The following is a 14,709-nucleotide window of genomic DNA, read 5'->3' on the forward strand; positions in this document are numbered from 1 at the left end:
CTAGTGCAAGGTTTTGTACATATATTTCCTTGTAAAGCGTTTTCAGTCATTGTAAATTAAAAATGTAGATAGCGCTATTACAAATGGAGGGTTGGTATGAAACACATTAAAATTGCAGCCGGAATGGCTGACTCTTTCGATTTTGGTTACGTTAACCGCAATATGAAAGAAGCATTAGATGCCGGAGCCGATATCTGTCACGCGGATGCCGCTGACATGATTGATTTAAAAAATCAACAGCTGATTGGGGGACATCTGATTATCAAAGCAGTTCGCAGTATTACCGATAAAGAAATAGAATGTCATTTATATGCAAAGGAATGTGACCGGCTCTTTATTGAAAAAATTGCCAATGCCGGCTGTACGATGCTGATTATACCGGCGGAGAATTTTCTTGGAGCACCGCTTGCCTATATTATTAACTGGTGTCATGAATTCAATATGAAGGTTGGGTTAACCATTGGCTGTTATACACCGCTGTGTTTTGTGGATGAAGCCATCTATGATATTGATCGTCTGCATATCGTGATTCACGGAGCTGGAACTCCGCCTGCGGGTGAAACTACTTGGGCTTGGCGCCGCAGTGCTCTGCAGCTTGTGAAAAAGGCTCGCAAAATGATCGATGAATGCAACCCCGCTTGTGAATTAGCGGTTGATGGCGGTATCCGGCCGCATAATCTTGATCCGATTGTGGCCTGTAACCCAGATGTATTAATCTTCTCAACGGCGCTTTATGAAGATCCTGAAGGAATCAGCGCCGGCGTAAGAAAGTGCCGAGTAGCGATTGATGATGCCGTTAAGCGTTATGGATTGGAGTAAATTATGAAATTAACTGATGTAACTAATGAAAAGCTTGTCATGATCGATACGGAGTTTAATTCCAAGGAGGAATGTATCGATGCATTGTGTGAGCGTTTGGCACAGGCAGGCAAAATTAAAAATATTGATGATTTTAAACAGGCAGTCCGTGAACGTGAGGATTTATGTTCTACTTATTGTACCATGGAAATTGCCATCCCGCACGGTATTACCAGCACCGTACTTTCTTCTTCATTATGCTTCTTAAAAAATAAGCAGTGTTTTGACTGGGACGGTGATGGTGAAACACCTGTGCGTTATCTTTTCCTGATTGCAGTCAGCGGTGATAATCACACGGGTGAAAATAATGAGCATATGGCAATTCTTTCAAAGATTGCGACACTTACCATTGAGGATGATTTCCGAGCAGCGCTGGCTGATCTGAAATCTGCCGATGAATTTATTAATCTATTAAACGGGATAGAAAAGGAGAATTAAAAATGGCTGTAAATAATAATGATTTAGACCTGGATTTTGAAGTTGAAGTCGGCGGTTCTAATGAAACCCAAAAAGAAAGTCTGAAAGATATGTTTAAAGATCCGTTCTCACATATGAGAACCGGTATTTCCTACATGCTGCCCTTTATCATGTTGGGTGGTATTCTCAAAGCTCTTGGTATTTTGATTCGGGTCTTCCCTGATGTTGAGTTCTTCAATATGTGTACAACCTTAGGAAGTGTGGGTATGAATTTCTTCGTACCATTCTTTGGTGCTTATATTGCCTACTCGATTGCCGATAAACCGGGTCTGGCGCCTGGCTTTGTCTGCTCCTACATTGCAAATTCAAATGGTTCCGGTTATTTAGGCGCATTGATTTCTGGCTTTATGGTTGGTTATCTGACCTTATTCCTTGTGAAAGCAATTCGTCCAAGTAAAATGTTCCAACAGATTTGGTCAATGTTTGCGCCGGTAATTGCCTGTCTGATTGTTGGTGTATTCCTGCTGGCTGTATTGACTGGCCCGATTTCAGCATTTACTTCATGGGCTGCCGCAGGTCTGTCTAATCTTGATTCTTCACAGGGTGCTGTATTGGGTGCTATCATGGGTGTGCTTGATGGTATTGATTACGGCGGCCCGATATCTAAAATTGCTTCTACTATTGCCGGTGCTGCCTTCTCTGAAGGAATTACGACTTTCTATGGTGCCCGCATTTCCGCGATCATGGTGCCGCCTTTAGGTCTGATGATTGCCAGTATGATCAAGCCTCGCTTATTTACAAAGAGTGAACGTGAATATTCAAAATCAGGAATCCTGCTGACTTTTATCGGCGGTTATACTGAATTAGCATTGCCAATTGTATTAAACGATATTATCCGCTGTACCATTGCCAGCTTCTGTGGTGTTGTAACAGCTTCAACGATCGGCGGTTTCTTTGGCCAAACATTATCTGTACCGGCGATGGGTCTGCCGTCTTGGTTCTTTGTCGGCAATATTCCAGCCTATATTCTCTCGATTGTTGCTGGTACGACAGTTACTTGTGTATTAATCATCCTATTGAAGACTTTCTGGAAACGCAAAGACTTTGATCCAGATGCCGAAGATGAAATGATGTCTGTTCTATAAGGAGGAACGTTATGAAATTAGTTGTTGTCACTGCCTGTCTGGCAGGTGTTGCTCATAGTAAAATGGTAGCTGCCGCACTAAAGAAAGAAGCTGAGGCGCGCGGCCATGAATGCTTTACTGAAATGCAGGGAGGTTATAATATGACCGACCGTTTATCTAAAGATGTATGTCAAGCGGCTGACGTTGTCATTTTCGCGCATGCCATTGCGGTTGCCAATGCTGACCGTTTTAATGGCAAGCCAATTATTAAAGTACCGATTGATAAGGCAATCCGCAATATTCCGGCATTGATGGATAAGGCTGAAGAAGTATATGCTCAGCAGCAGAAATAGAAGGGATGAACAATGAAACATATTAAAATTGCCGCCGGTATGGCCGGCAGCTTCGATTATGGAAATGTATGCTTAAATATGAAAGAAGCATTAGACGCAGGCGCTGATATTTGTCATTCAGATGCGGCTGATATGCTTGATTTAAGAAATTTGCAGCTCGTGGGCGGACACTTAATTATTAAGGCCGTCCGCAGTATTACTGATAAAGAAATAGAATGTCACTTATATGCCCAAGAATGCGATCGCTTATTTATTGAAAAAATCGCGGCAGCCGGTGCTACAATGCTGATCCTGCCGGTAGAGAATTTTATTGGTGCGCCTTTGGCTTACATTATTAATTGGTGTCATGAATTTAATATGAAAATCGGTCTGACGATTGGCTGTTATACACCCTTATGCTTTGTTGATGAAGCTATTTATGATATTGACCGCCTGCATATTGTGATTCATGGTGCCGGTCAGCCGCCAGCGGGTGAAAAGACTTGGGCATGGCGGCGCAGTGCGTTAAATCTTGTGAAGAATGCACGCAAAATGATTGATGAATGCAATCCTGCCTGTGAATTAGCCGTTGACGGCGGTATCCGTGTCAATAATCTGGCGCCGATTGTAGAATGTAATCCAGATGTATTGATTTTCTCAACCGCGTTATATCAAGACCCTGACGGTATTGCTGCCGCTGTTAAAAAGGTGCGCAAGGCCATCGATGAAGCGGCCTGCCAGTTTAACCTTGAATAGACCGCGAGCTTTGTTTCTTGATATCGACGGCACACTTTACAACAAACAGAGTCACAGTATTTCTGATCTTACGATGTACGCAATTCATGAGCTAAAAAACAATGGTGTACAGATTATTTTGAATACAGCCCGTTCAGTTCAGGAAGCAGCCTGTCTGCCCGCTTCTCTGATTGCGTCAGCAAATGGCCTGCTGCTTTTGTCTGGTTCAATTATCGATTTATGCGGAAAAAGGCAAATTACATTAATTGAACCATCAGCATTAAAGCAATTACTCGCTTATATTAATGAAAAACAATTAAGCTATCGCTTTGTTGACGCGGATGAACACGATTATTTGACTCATGATGATGAAACGATTAAACGGGGCTTTATTCGCAATTATAACTGGGTACCCGATATCAAGGCTTATGAGCAGGAAGCCTTGATTCAGCTGTTAGTCTTTCTGGATGATCCAAAGCAAGGCAATGAGCTGAATGAAATAGCCCCTGATTTATCATATGTAAAGCTGCCAAAGGTTTGTGAGATCACCCCAAAAGGCTGTGATAAAGGGGCGGCACTGCGCAAGGCCTGTGAATTATTAGAAATCGATTTATCCCAGGCTGCCGCGGTGGGTGACGGCGCTAGTGACATTCCCATGTTTGAAGCCGTATACGGTATCGCGATGGGTAACAGTGAGGACAGTGTAAAAGCTAAAGCTGATTTCATCGCTGAATCGATCACTGATGATGGCTTCTATAAGGCGGTTAAACGTTTGAATTGGATTGAATAAAGCTGTCTCATTGAGACAGCTTCTTACTTAAAAATGGAGGTTATACAATGAAATTTACACATAATCAACCAACCAAAATTCATTTTGGTGTCGATGAATTCGAAAAACTAGGTGAATTAGCTGGACAATATGGAAAACGCTGTTTGCTGGTAATGCAGACAGATAATCCAACTTTTGAAAAGCTGGCAAACAATACACAGGAACAATTAAAAAAACAAGGCTTTACCGTACAGATCTTTGATCAAGTTCGGCCCAATCCTACGGAAATGGATATTTTAAAAGGCATCCAACTTGCCCATGAATTTAATCCTGACTGCATAGCCGCGATAGGCGGCGGCAGTGTAATTGACAGCGCTAAAGTAATAGCTTATTACGCAATAGATGGCAATGCTGACTGGCAAGCCTTTTACGATTCAAACTATAAGTTTAAGAGTCAGCCATCATTCAAATCTAATGTTGTACCTTTAATCACAATACCTACTACCGCCGGAACAGGCTCCAACGTAACCCAGGCAGCCGTTATTAGTGATATGAACAATAAGAAAACAACGGTATTCCGTCAGGAATTCTTTGCGAAAGAAACGATTATTGATCCTAAGCTTACGCTAAGCCTGCCAGCTTCACTGACCGCTTCCACAGGCTTTGATGCCTTCTGTCACCTCGCTGAATCATATTATAACGGACAGTTTTCACCGCTGTGTGAACAAATGGCATTAACTGGACTGAAAATTATCGGTGAAGTTCTGCCTAAATTAATGAGTGAAAACAAGATTGAATATCGTGAACAAATGGCTTTAGCGGATCTATATGCCGGTATCTGTCTGTCTAACGGCGGCGGCAACGCTCCGCATTTCTATGGTGAAATTATTTCTTCCCGAGCTTACAAGGTAAATCATGGCTGTTCACTGGCTATTACTTTCCCGCATTTCGCAAAAATTGCTTATAACGAACGGATGAAAACAATCATTGATTGTGTGAAACCCAGCGGTTTCGCAAATGAAAACGGCGAAGATGCTTATGAAATCATGATTCAATTTCTCGCGTCAATCAAACTGCCTACCTCATTAAAAGATTATTCGCTGGATGCGGAAGCATTAGAAAATATTCGCCATGATTACGAAAATCAAACACGCTTTGAAATGAATGAAAGAGAGCAGCGATTGATAGCGTCAATCTTGAACTGATATGAAACGAGTGCTTATTGAATTTATCCGCATCGCGGCCTCTTCCCTGCTGATTGCCATTGCTGTTAACATCTTTTTCTCCCAGCATTCACTGGCACCCGGCGGACTGACCGGCCTGGCGATTATTATTTCCAACTTTCTACAGCTGCCAACTTCATTAGTTACGCTTTCGATTACCGGACCGCTTTTAATCTGTTCCGCGATCTTCTTAGGCCGCGGATTTGGAATTAAAGTATTATTTGCTGCCTTAATGTCCCCCTTTTTAATCAGTCAGGTACCGCATCTAAGTATCCCTTATATTACGGATAACATTTATGTATGTGCGGTATTAGGGGCATGCTGTGTCGGTACAGCCATCGGCAACTGCCTTCAAGTAGGAGCCGCAACCGGCGGCACCGATACATTGAGTCTATTGATTCAAAAGGTACTGAAAGGTGTGCCTTTAAGAGTGATTATGTTCTGTATTGACGGCTCAATCATTCTATTCAGCGGCTTGCTCACAAAGAACCTGATGACTTCAATCTTATCAGGCGGTTCATTGCTGATCATTATTACGATTGTTTCATTTATGACTAAAAATACTTCTGAAGGAGGAATTACTAATGGATAAGAGCTGTTTAAATGAAGAGAATGCAGTTTTTGACTGCTTTACAGCTGACATGGCTTTTGCGCTGGGTACTTTTTTCTATAAGTATGCGAAAGCACATCAAATTGATCTATGTGCTGATATTTATGCCAACGGCAGAACGCTCTTTCATTTCAGCACTGATCATTGTACTGCTGATAAGGATAATTGGCTGCGCCGTAAGCGGAATACGGTCTTACACTTCGCGCATTCAACCCAATTCATGTATACTAAATGTAAGGGAGATGAGAATCTGCTGGCCAGTAAATATGGGTGTTCGCTGCAGGATATGACCTTAACTCCTGGTGCTTTCCCCATCCTTGTGAAAAAGGTAGGCTGCATCGGCGCTGTCGCTGTTTCCGGTTTGAAGCCTGAGGAAGATCATCAGCTGATTTTAAAAGGTTTAGAAACACTTTTAGGAGGTAATGATTGATGAAAATTTTATCTATTAATGCAAGTGATCGTGATATTAAATATCTGACAAAGCTGAATGATCAGGAATTTCATTTCGATTTAACTATTCTTCATGAAGACTTGAATGAAGAAAATGCGGGGCTACTTACTGATGTTTTTGCCATCATTACCAACAATTTAGGGGTACGCCCATGCGGACATGAATTCTTTTCCTTGATGCAGCAATATAACGTGCATTATCTGATCACTAAATCAACCGGTTATGATCACATTCAGATAGATTTAGCTAAACAATACGGTGTTCATGTCGCAAATGTACGAGCCTATTCACCCAACGCTATCAGTGAATTAACCGTAGCCTTAGCCTTGGCAATGAATCGAAATTTATTTGAAATTGCTGATCTAGGCAAAGGCGGCTATTTTCCTAAACGGCCAACCTTATTTACAGAGATCCGTGACAGTGTAGTCGGAGTTATCGGCACCGGTGCAATTGGTGCTGAAACTGCCAAAGCCTTTATGGGCTTAGGTGCTGATGTAATTGTTTATGACAAATATCCAAGAGCTGATCTGAATAATGTTTCATTAGATGTGGTCATTGCCCGCAGTGATATTTTATGCCTGCATCTGCCCTATTTTCCGGATCAAAACTATCACTTTATCAATGCCGAGCGTTTAAAGCAAATGAAAAAGGGCAGTATTTTAATCAATACCGCCCGCGGTGAATTAGCTGACATTGACGCGATTGCCGACGCGATTGAAAGCGGCCAGCTTGGCGGTTATGCCTGCGATGTAATCGAGAACGAAAAAAACCTTTTTGGTAAACAAGCCGCTGAAATTGATGATCCAAGAATCAAGCGTCTAATCGCCTTGTTTCCAAAAGTAATCATAACCCCGCATATTGCTGGTTTAACGGTACATGCTAAAGAAGCACTGGCCCGTACAGCCTTGCAGAACTGCCTTGATTTTCAAGCCGGTGAATGCAAAAATCAAATTATATAATCAAAGCCCATCAAACGACGGGCTTTTTTAATGGTTAAAACCAAAAATAAACAACTACGCAATTGACCAGCAACGGCCAAATCAGATACAGACATTGTTTGCCTGTCAGCTTCAGCTTTTTGCTTTGTTCCTTATTTTTAACTTCATCAAGAGCCTTTGCTTCCATTTTATCGCTTAGCTCATCCTGAAATTTATTTAATTTATATTTAGGCCGCTGACTGTCACTGCGTAAAGTCACAAGCAGCAGAACCAAAACACCGCCAAGCCAAAACATACTTAAATCAATCTTAGTGACATAAGCAAAAACATTCAGTCCTAAAATAACCGCAACATAGATCAGATAGCCCAGACGTTTGTTCATAATATCCCTCCAGCTATCTATCATTCTATCATGTTTAGCCTTTATTTTACCAGATTCTTTAAACTAAACTTTTCATATAACAAAGTCGCAGCCAGCATAACAGTCATGAAAAGAACTGAAGGTGTCACATTGACACGGGCGATAATATTTAATTCAATCAATGCGATCAATACCAAAAGCTCACACCGCAGGGTCATCAAACCATAAAGAATACGCTCCTTTTTATAGTAGCGGGTCAAGGAATCCATAGGATAAGCTTCCAGCCGCCGGTCAATGTATTTACTGGCTTTCAGCCATTGCGTAAAACCATATATCAAAAGCGTAACAGCTAGGAAAAATAACAGCAAGTAGCGGCTGCCGCTTAAAATTGTATGTCCCCGCTGATCTTTTAATAAAGCGACGGTATCCGGCATCGACTGCCAGCCAGTAAGCAGCATCAATATCAATAGACTAAGCAGAATCAAACTTACTAATTCCAGTGTTTTCATTCCTTTTCGATTCATGATTTCTCCTTTCCGGGATGATCAAGGATCCCTTTAATAACACCCAGCGCCCCCTTGCTTGAATAATCAAGAACACCGCGCTGATACACAGCACTGCCCTTTTTCACAACGAAGAATATGGCACTAAACGATATCATATAAGACAGCATTAACTCAAACATTGATACATTTTGAATCAGCAGCCGGCAGGGCATAAATAACATTGAGAAAAAAGGCAGGAAGGATAAAATAAAGCCAATGCCTTCACTCATCTGATAAGGAGTATTCACCGATAAAGCAAAATAATACACACCCATCAGAATCAGATAAAAGGGCGCCTGAATGTTGCCGGCTTCTTCTACATTGGCTATAAAGCTGGACAGAATCACTAAAATCATTTGAATAAACAAAATCCCTGTATATAAGAAAGCCAGAATAAAGAGCAGCTTTAAAATGAAAGAGGGCTCTAAATGAATCTGTCCCAACAATTCCGCAAAGGTTTTACAGCCGTTATTCAAAAGACCCGCCTTTTCAATGAACAGCAGCAGCTGATTCCCCTGATCGAAACTATTGCGGATGATAAACCAAAGCAGCAGATATCCGCATACCAACAGCATCTGGATAAAAATCGCCAGCCAGCCAACAACCATCTTCGATAAAAAATGCGCTTTGGCACTGACTGATGTAAGAATCAGCTCTAATGTTTTCGTCGATTTTTCATAGATAACTTCATTCGCAACCGTTGTGGAAAAGCTCAGCATTGTGAAATAAATTGAAGTAATAACCATAAAAATCAAGTTCTGACGGTCTTCTGAAACTTCAATCCCCTCATTCTGCACTTGATTCTCAATCAGAATCGGTGACATAATACTCTCAAATTCTTCACTGCTTGTAACTAAAGACAATAAGGCCAGCGTCTGATGCGTCTGTGAAAGCAATGCTGACAGTGAATGAACCAGCAGACTGTCAGCCTTATAAAGTGTATGCAGGATGTATCCCTGCTGATACTCCAGCACCATCGCCCGGTTATCTTCTGTGATCAAGTGCTTAGGATCTTCCTCACTGACAATAAATTTCAAACCGCTCTGTTCACTTTCAAACAAGCTGTCAACAATCCGCTCATCAAGATTGCATAAATAGATCACTCGTTCCTCAAAAAGCTGAGGATTAATCAAATCAACCAGCTTATCAGCGAAAAAGGCGGCACCCAATACCAGACAAAGCATCACATTCAATAAGATCGTTGCCGTATTCACAAACCGGCGTTTCAATGAGAATTTAACCAGCTCGCCCATCTAATGCCTCCCTGATTAAATCCTGCAAAGCCACTGTTTCACAGCGAAAATCAGTAATCTTATTACGCAGACACTTGCGTGTCAAGCGGTCTGCGGCCTGCTGGCTTTCAACTTTAAGCGTTGTCCAATTACCCTCTCTGCTGACACTGATGACACCTGCCTCATCAATAAAATCGCCTGCACAGTCATTGCACAGTGAAAAGATGCGGAATGCGCTTCGCTGTTTTAATTGCTGAAGATTGCCTTTAAATAAACAATCACCCTGTGATAAATAAACAACATCATCGCATAGATCTTCAATGTTATTGTACTGATGGGATGAGATCAGAATCGTTTTACCCTGCTGCTTTAATTTCAGACACAGATTTTTAAACAGAATCACATTATCCAGATCAAGTCCGTTTAACGGTTCATCAAATATCAAAATCTTCGGATCATGAATCAGCGAACAAATAACCTGTACCTTTTGCTGATTGCCCTTTGATAATTCAATGATTCGCTGTGAACGATATTGTTCAATTTTCAATTCTGCCAGCCATTGATCCAAAGCCATTTCAATTTCTAAACGCTCCATCCGTTTCAATCGAGCGAGATAGGCAATCTGATCCTTTACGCTCAAATCTCTAAGCATACTGCGCTCCTCCGGCAGATAACCAAATAATCGTTTATCCTGATGATCCAGCTCTTGTTTGCCATAATAAATATGCCCGCTGTTTTTTTCAATCAAGCCAAGCAGCATGCGAAACGTTGTAGTCTTGCCTGAACCATTTGTACCCAAAATACCGATAATATGCCCGGCCTTGGCGGTAAAGGATAAATCGCATACACCCCTTTTCTCGCCATAAAGCTTACTGACATGATCCAAACGCAGTGTTTCAGCCTTGCTGATCTTTTTCATTCTCATCAATCAATACCTGTATGTGTGTCAGCTGATCTTTTAGCAGTACCAATGCCTTGCAGATGGATGAACGAGCGGCGGCATCATTAATAAATTCAATTATCGCTGTCTTAATAATTAACTTCATTTCATCCTCCTGTTCAATCAAGCTTAAAAGGTCATTGGATGAGCCTTGGTAATTGCTGTATTTTAATAAGGTAACAAATAATTCCTCCTGCATGATTAAATAAAGCATTGCCATCATTTCCCAGCATTCATCATCATTCAATAAATCTTTAACCTCTTCTTTAATCTGATGTTTAAACTGCCAAAGCTTACTCTCCTCCATACAACGCCTCCTAGTTCTATATACGCGCTGTAAGCTCTTCTCTTTAAATTTAATTTTATTTTTTACTTTCCATTAACCGCTATTTATGAGAAAATAGGAACAGTTTTGGGAGGATCATAATGAATACACAAACAAAAGCGAAACTTTGTCTATTATCAACCGCTGTAATCTGGGGACTGGGCTTTGTCGGTGTCCAAGGTGCGCTTGATGCTGGCTGGCAGGCTTTCCCCTTGCTGTTTATGCGCGGCTTGATCGGCGGTCTGGTTTTATTTCCTTTTTCAATAAAAAATAAATGGTGGAAGAATAAAGATTTATTATTAAGCGGTGCTGTTACGGGTTTAATGTATTTTTTAGGCTTTGCGTTTCAAACTCTGGGCCAGCAAAGCTCAACAGTTGCCAATTCAGCATTTTTAACTGCTTTAAATGTAATTTTTGTTCCTTTACTGCTTTTTATCATTTTTAAACAAAAAGTTGAACGCAGGGTTTTTATCGGTTGCTGCTTTGCATTAGTAGGTACTGCCGTACTTTCTCTTACTTCTGCATTAACAATCATGCCTGGTGATTTATTACTGATTCTGGGAGCTGTTTTCTTTGCTCTTCAAATCATATTTGCTAATCGTGCAGCCCAGTTTGGTGATCCGGTTGCCATTACTGCCATCCAATTATTTATGATGGCAATCTGTTCTATTATTTTTATGCCGATCACTGCACAGACCGAAATTCCTCATGTCGGCTGGTTCTCAGTCTTGTTTGTCGCTATCTTCAGCAGTGCATTGGCTGTTCTCCTGCAGATGAAGGGTCAGCAGCATGTACCGGCATCAACGGCTACGATTTTGCTGTCACAGGAATCAACCGTCGGCACTTTGGCTGGTGTTGTCATACTTGGCCAACCGCTGACCATCCGTATTGTCATCGGCGGCTGCCTGATGCTGACTTCGGTATTCGTCTCGGAAGGTATATTTGAAAATTTATTCAAGAAGAAAGCGGCTTAGTTCGCTTTTTTTGCGTAATAACTCTAACAATGGGTTCGTATTTATTGCTCTAAGCCTAACCTAGTCTACTGTTCAGCGGCGGCAAAATTCTCATCTGATGCCTTACTGAACTTACATGCCATCTTATTAATCTATTCCGCATCATTGTTTGCATTTAGCTGTTCAGCAATTATCATATAATATTATTTTACGAAATATTTGCTGTTCAGCAATTATCATATAATATTATTTTACGAAATATTTAGAGATAGGACATTTATATATTGACGGAATGACATATTTAAGTGAGAATTAAGTTAGAAATCATCACTGTATTATTGATTAGTTATTATGCTTATTGTTAATTTAAGGTTTGTCATCAAAAGGAGTTGATTATGATGTATTTTTTAAGTGGAGTTATAGCTTTAGTAGGTGCTGCTTTAGTTATTTGCCTTGCATCTTTATCCCCTAATGGTCTTACGGGCGGAACCATGTATAGTAACAGCCTTCCTTTAAATTACGGAGGATTAATGGCAATCGTCTTGTTTCTGCTTTCTTTATACTGTTTTTATAAACATAACAAAGAGAAATAATAACACTCACTTTTGAAAATCTATTCAAGAAGAGAACCGCTTAGTTCGCTTTTAAGCATGCCTGCTTCAAAATTTCTAATACTTAATGTTAATTAATTTATACAGATAATTAAATGGAGGTACTGCAATGTCTGAACAATATGAGCCGCGCTTATTGAATTTAAAACAGAGGAAGATGTCGGTGTAAATGTCGGAACAAATGAAGAAAAAATTCTTCTATTGTTGAGGCATAATCCTAAATTAACAGCTGACCGTCTTGCTGAACAGCTGGCTCTAACAAAACGGCAAATTGAACGGCTGCTTGCCCGTTTAAAAGCTGAAGGCAAAATCCAACGCGTTGGAGCCACTAAAAACGGCAGCTGGCACGTATCTGATGCTAAGCCAAAATAAAACCTCCCAGATCAAAACCGGGAGGTTTATATTATTTATCCAGACCTAAACGCAGCCATTGTTCATTGGGTGCGAAATGTTCGCTCATCGCTTTGCTTAATTTCTGTTCCATATCTTTAATAAGCATTCCGTCAGAAATTGAATGAAGCTGCTGCGGATCACTTTCAATATCATATAAGGCATCCTGTTTCAGATATTGGTTATCGCTGACAATTGCATTCTTGACTGCCGGAACTTTATACACCGGCAGATCTACATCTTTCATGAAGTGTCCGCATTCAATCTTTTCCGCAATCTCTTTTCCCAGCCAATTGCGTATCGTGGTCAGTGAAGTCGTATATTCAAAACAGCAGTCATCACGTCTTGGTGCTCTGAAATAAGTATATCTGCCATCAAACAGATTGACACTTAATCCATGACAGCCGTAGAGTGCATACTCTTTAACCGGCCTTTTTTCGTTAATCAGCGGCCATAATGATTTACCTGTTACCCGTTCTGGAATATCAACTTTATGATATTCTAAAATGGTTGGCATTAAATCAATATTCTGCGTGATTTCATTACGGTGTTCACCCGCATGCTCATGCTTAGGCAAATGAATAATTAAGGGTATATTGGATAATTCATTATAGTACGGCATATAATTCTTACCGATAAATTCACGCTCACCAAGACAATAGCCATGGTCAGTTGTCAAGATAATCATGGTATCCTCATACATACCTGCCGCTTTGAGCTTATCAATAAATAATCCCAGATTTTTATCCGTCATGGTAATCAGTGCCTTATATCGATGTTTCAGATGCTCCATAGCCTCTTCTGTTTCTTCATCGATTTTATGATACTTAGGCAAATCAAAATGCGGACCATCATAATCATCATGGTATAAATCAAGATATTCCCTTGGTACGTCAAAAGGCTCATGCGGATCAAAGGTTTCTACCATCAGGAAGAAATCATCACTGTCCTGGTTGGCATCTACCCAATCCATCGCAGCCTTAAAGCATTTCACACTTGGATAATCGGCTTCGCCTTTCAGCTTCGTGCGGTTGCATTCATACTGACGTTTAACCTCACCGAAGAAATCCTTCGGCATCTTAGGATCGTCAATCAGGGAAACCCATGGATCGCTCTCCTGACCGCGGAAGAACTCATACGTTGAAAATTGCTGACAGTAGTTCTCACCGCCGATTCTGAAGTAGTGGGCATGATCAGTAATCATATGCGAACGTATACCTTTATTACTTAAAGTTTTAGGCAATGTTTCATCGAATATCTCAATCGGCCCCCAGCTGCGGTCAAGGAAATTTAAACGGCCGCACATTATATCACGCCGTGCCGGCATACATGGCATAGAACCGGTAAAATGCTTATTGAAAACAATTGAATCGGCAGCCAGCGCATCCATATTGGGCGTTTTTACATCCGTATCCGGATTGTAGCATGACAGCATATCTCTTCTTAATGTATCATGCAGAATCATAATTGTACGCATAATTTCCCCCTTTTACTCATCGTCATCATTTTCTGACTGCTGATAAGTATTCATATAAATTAACTGATTCCGTGCTTCTGCCACAATATCTGCCACCTGTGCCGCGGTCAGTCTGCCTTCCGGCTGCAGCGCCAAGGTTAAAGCCAACGGCAGATTCATGCCGCAGATAACATGTACATGATCATTCATTCTGCCAAAGAATTTCTGATTCACACTGCCGCCCAGCATATCCGTTAAAATAAAGATTTCATCTTCTTCATCAAATTCATTAAACAGCTTATCAATCTGATCTTCAATCAATGTCTCATCGATATAAGCACTGATCGCAGATACATTTTCCATGGCGCTTAGAAACTGTAAAGTATCCTTCAGTCCATCTGCCATTTGATGATGTGACGCTAATACAATTCTTCGCATA

At 40.9% G+C, this 14,709-nt stretch carries 20 protein-coding genes; 13 read left to right on the forward strand and 7 right to left on the reverse strand.

Features of this window, described 5'->3' with window-relative positions; translation table 11 throughout:
- Window positions 1-96 precede the first annotated feature (96 nt).
- Genes DAHG_RS15165 through DAHG_RS15210 form a run of 10 tightly spaced genes read left to right on the forward strand, consistent with a single transcriptional unit; the run spans window position 97 to window position 7,478 of the window.
- Window positions 97-819 (forward strand): ribulose-phosphate 3-epimerase, encoded by a 723-nt coding sequence (locus DAHG_RS15165; protein WP_022939195.1) that lies wholly within the window; start codon window positions 97-99, stop codon window positions 817-819.
- A gap of 3 nt (window positions 820-822) precedes the next feature.
- Window positions 823-1,296, forward strand: coding sequence for a PTS sugar transporter subunit IIA (locus DAHG_RS15170; protein ID WP_022939196.1), 474 nt, complete (start codon window positions 823-825; stop codon window positions 1,294-1,296).
- 2 nt (window positions 1,297-1,298) lie between these two features.
- Entirely contained in the window at window positions 1,299-2,420 is a 1,122-nt protein-coding gene (locus DAHG_RS15175) for a PTS fructose transporter subunit IIC (protein ID WP_022939197.1), read from the forward strand.
- Between the two features lie 11 nt (window positions 2,421-2,431).
- Window positions 2,432-2,752: a PTS fructose transporter subunit IIB gene (locus DAHG_RS15180; RefSeq protein ID WP_022939198.1), complete on the forward strand. Its 321-nt coding sequence runs from the start codon at window positions 2,432-2,434 to the stop codon at window positions 2,750-2,752.
- 12 nt (window positions 2,753-2,764) lie between these two features.
- The gene (locus tag DAHG_RS15185; protein ID WP_022939199.1) at window positions 2,765-3,487 is read left to right on the forward strand and encodes a ribulose-phosphate 3-epimerase; all 723 of its coding nucleotides are present in this window, start codon (window positions 2,765-2,767) and stop codon (window positions 3,485-3,487) included.
- The gene (locus DAHG_RS15190; protein WP_161650554.1) at window positions 3,480-4,256 is read left to right on the forward strand and encodes an HAD-IIB family hydrolase; all 777 of its coding nucleotides are present in this window, start codon (window positions 3,480-3,482) and stop codon (window positions 4,254-4,256) included. Before DAHG_RS15185 ends, DAHG_RS15190 begins: the two co-directional genes overlap by 8 nt.
- A gap of 47 nt (window positions 4,257-4,303) precedes the next feature.
- Entirely contained in the window at window positions 4,304-5,440 is a 1,137-nt protein-coding gene (locus DAHG_RS19905) for an iron-containing alcohol dehydrogenase (protein WP_022939201.1), read from the forward strand.
- Between the two features lies 1 nt (window position 5,441).
- Window positions 5,442-6,050 (forward strand): YitT family protein, encoded by a 609-nt coding sequence (locus tag DAHG_RS15200; RefSeq protein WP_022939202.1) that lies wholly within the window; start codon window positions 5,442-5,444, stop codon window positions 6,048-6,050.
- A complete protein-coding gene (locus DAHG_RS20670; RefSeq protein WP_022939203.1) occupies window positions 6,043-6,498 on the forward strand; it encodes a heme-binding protein in 456 nt (151 codons plus the stop codon). The genes DAHG_RS15200 and DAHG_RS20670 overlap by 8 nt, the downstream gene beginning before the upstream one ends.
- The gene (locus DAHG_RS15210) at window positions 6,498-7,478 is read left to right on the forward strand and encodes an NAD(P)-dependent oxidoreductase (RefSeq protein ID WP_022939204.1); all 981 of its coding nucleotides are present in this window, start codon (window positions 6,498-6,500) and stop codon (window positions 7,476-7,478) included. The genes DAHG_RS20670 and DAHG_RS15210 overlap by 1 nt, the downstream gene beginning before the upstream one ends.
- Before the next feature lie 34 nt (window positions 7,479-7,512).
- Here the strand turns inward: DAHG_RS15210 and DAHG_RS15215 are convergent, their stop codons facing one another.
- From DAHG_RS15215 to DAHG_RS15235, 5 genes are read right to left on the reverse strand one after another with little or no spacing between them, the layout of a single operon-like run.
- A complete protein-coding gene (locus DAHG_RS15215) occupies window positions 7,513-7,839 on the reverse strand; it encodes a hypothetical protein (RefSeq protein ID WP_022939205.1) in 327 nt (108 codons plus the stop codon).
- Window positions 7,840-7,880: 41 nt separating this feature from the next.
- Window positions 7,881-8,342 carry a hypothetical protein gene (locus DAHG_RS15220; protein WP_022939206.1) on the reverse strand — a complete coding sequence of 154 codons (462 nt, stop codon included), beginning with the start codon at window positions 8,340-8,342 and terminating at the stop codon, window positions 7,881-7,883.
- Complete coding sequence (locus DAHG_RS15225; RefSeq protein WP_022939207.1) at window positions 8,339-9,616, reverse strand: ABC transporter permease; 1,278 nt, start codon at window positions 9,614-9,616, stop codon at window positions 8,339-8,341. The genes DAHG_RS15220 and DAHG_RS15225 overlap by 4 nt, the downstream gene beginning before the upstream one ends.
- Window positions 9,600-10,520: an ABC transporter ATP-binding protein gene (locus DAHG_RS15230; protein ID WP_026881019.1), complete on the reverse strand. Its 921-nt coding sequence runs from the start codon at window positions 10,518-10,520 to the stop codon at window positions 9,600-9,602. Before DAHG_RS15230 ends, DAHG_RS15225 begins: the two co-directional genes overlap by 17 nt.
- Window positions 10,492-10,842, reverse strand: a complete 351-nt coding sequence (locus DAHG_RS15235; protein WP_022939209.1) for a hypothetical protein — start codon at window positions 10,840-10,842, stop codon at window positions 10,492-10,494. Before DAHG_RS15235 ends, DAHG_RS15230 begins: the two co-directional genes overlap by 29 nt.
- Before the next feature lie 119 nt (window positions 10,843-10,961).
- Between DAHG_RS15235 and DAHG_RS15240 the strand changes: the two genes are divergently transcribed.
- The 3 genes from DAHG_RS15240 (at window position 10,962) to DAHG_RS20990 (ending at window position 12,796) form a co-directional block, all read left to right on the forward strand.
- Window positions 10,962-11,834 carry a DMT family transporter gene (locus DAHG_RS15240; RefSeq protein WP_022939210.1) on the forward strand — a complete coding sequence of 291 codons (873 nt, stop codon included), beginning with the start codon at window positions 10,962-10,964 and terminating at the stop codon, window positions 11,832-11,834.
- Between the two features lie 374 nt (window positions 11,835-12,208).
- On the forward strand, window positions 12,209-12,406 hold the full coding sequence (locus DAHG_RS15245) for a hypothetical protein (protein ID WP_022939211.1): 198 nt from the start codon (window positions 12,209-12,211) through the stop codon (window positions 12,404-12,406).
- Window positions 12,407-12,616: 210 nt separating this feature from the next.
- Window positions 12,617-12,796 (forward strand): HTH domain-containing protein, encoded by a 180-nt coding sequence (locus DAHG_RS20990; protein ID WP_261797475.1) that lies wholly within the window; start codon window positions 12,617-12,619, stop codon window positions 12,794-12,796.
- Window positions 12,797-12,827: 31 nt separating this feature from the next.
- On the opposite strand, the gene DAHG_RS15255 is transcribed toward DAHG_RS20990, so the two are convergent.
- Both DAHG_RS15255 and DAHG_RS15260 read right to left on the reverse strand, forming a co-directional pair.
- Entirely contained in the window at window positions 12,828-14,291 is a 1,464-nt protein-coding gene (locus tag DAHG_RS15255) for a sulfatase (RefSeq protein ID WP_022939213.1), read from the reverse strand.
- A gap of 12 nt (window positions 14,292-14,303) precedes the next feature.
- Window positions 14,304-14,708: a PTS sugar transporter subunit IIA gene (locus DAHG_RS15260; protein WP_022939214.1), complete on the reverse strand. Its 405-nt coding sequence runs from the start codon at window positions 14,706-14,708 to the stop codon at window positions 14,304-14,306.
- Window position 14,709: the final 1 nt, after the last annotated feature.

Source organism: Dielma fastidiosa (assembly GCF_000313565.1).
GTDB classification, from domain to species: domain Bacteria; phylum Bacillota_I; class Bacilli_A; order Erysipelotrichales; family Erysipelotrichaceae; genus Dielma; species Dielma fastidiosa.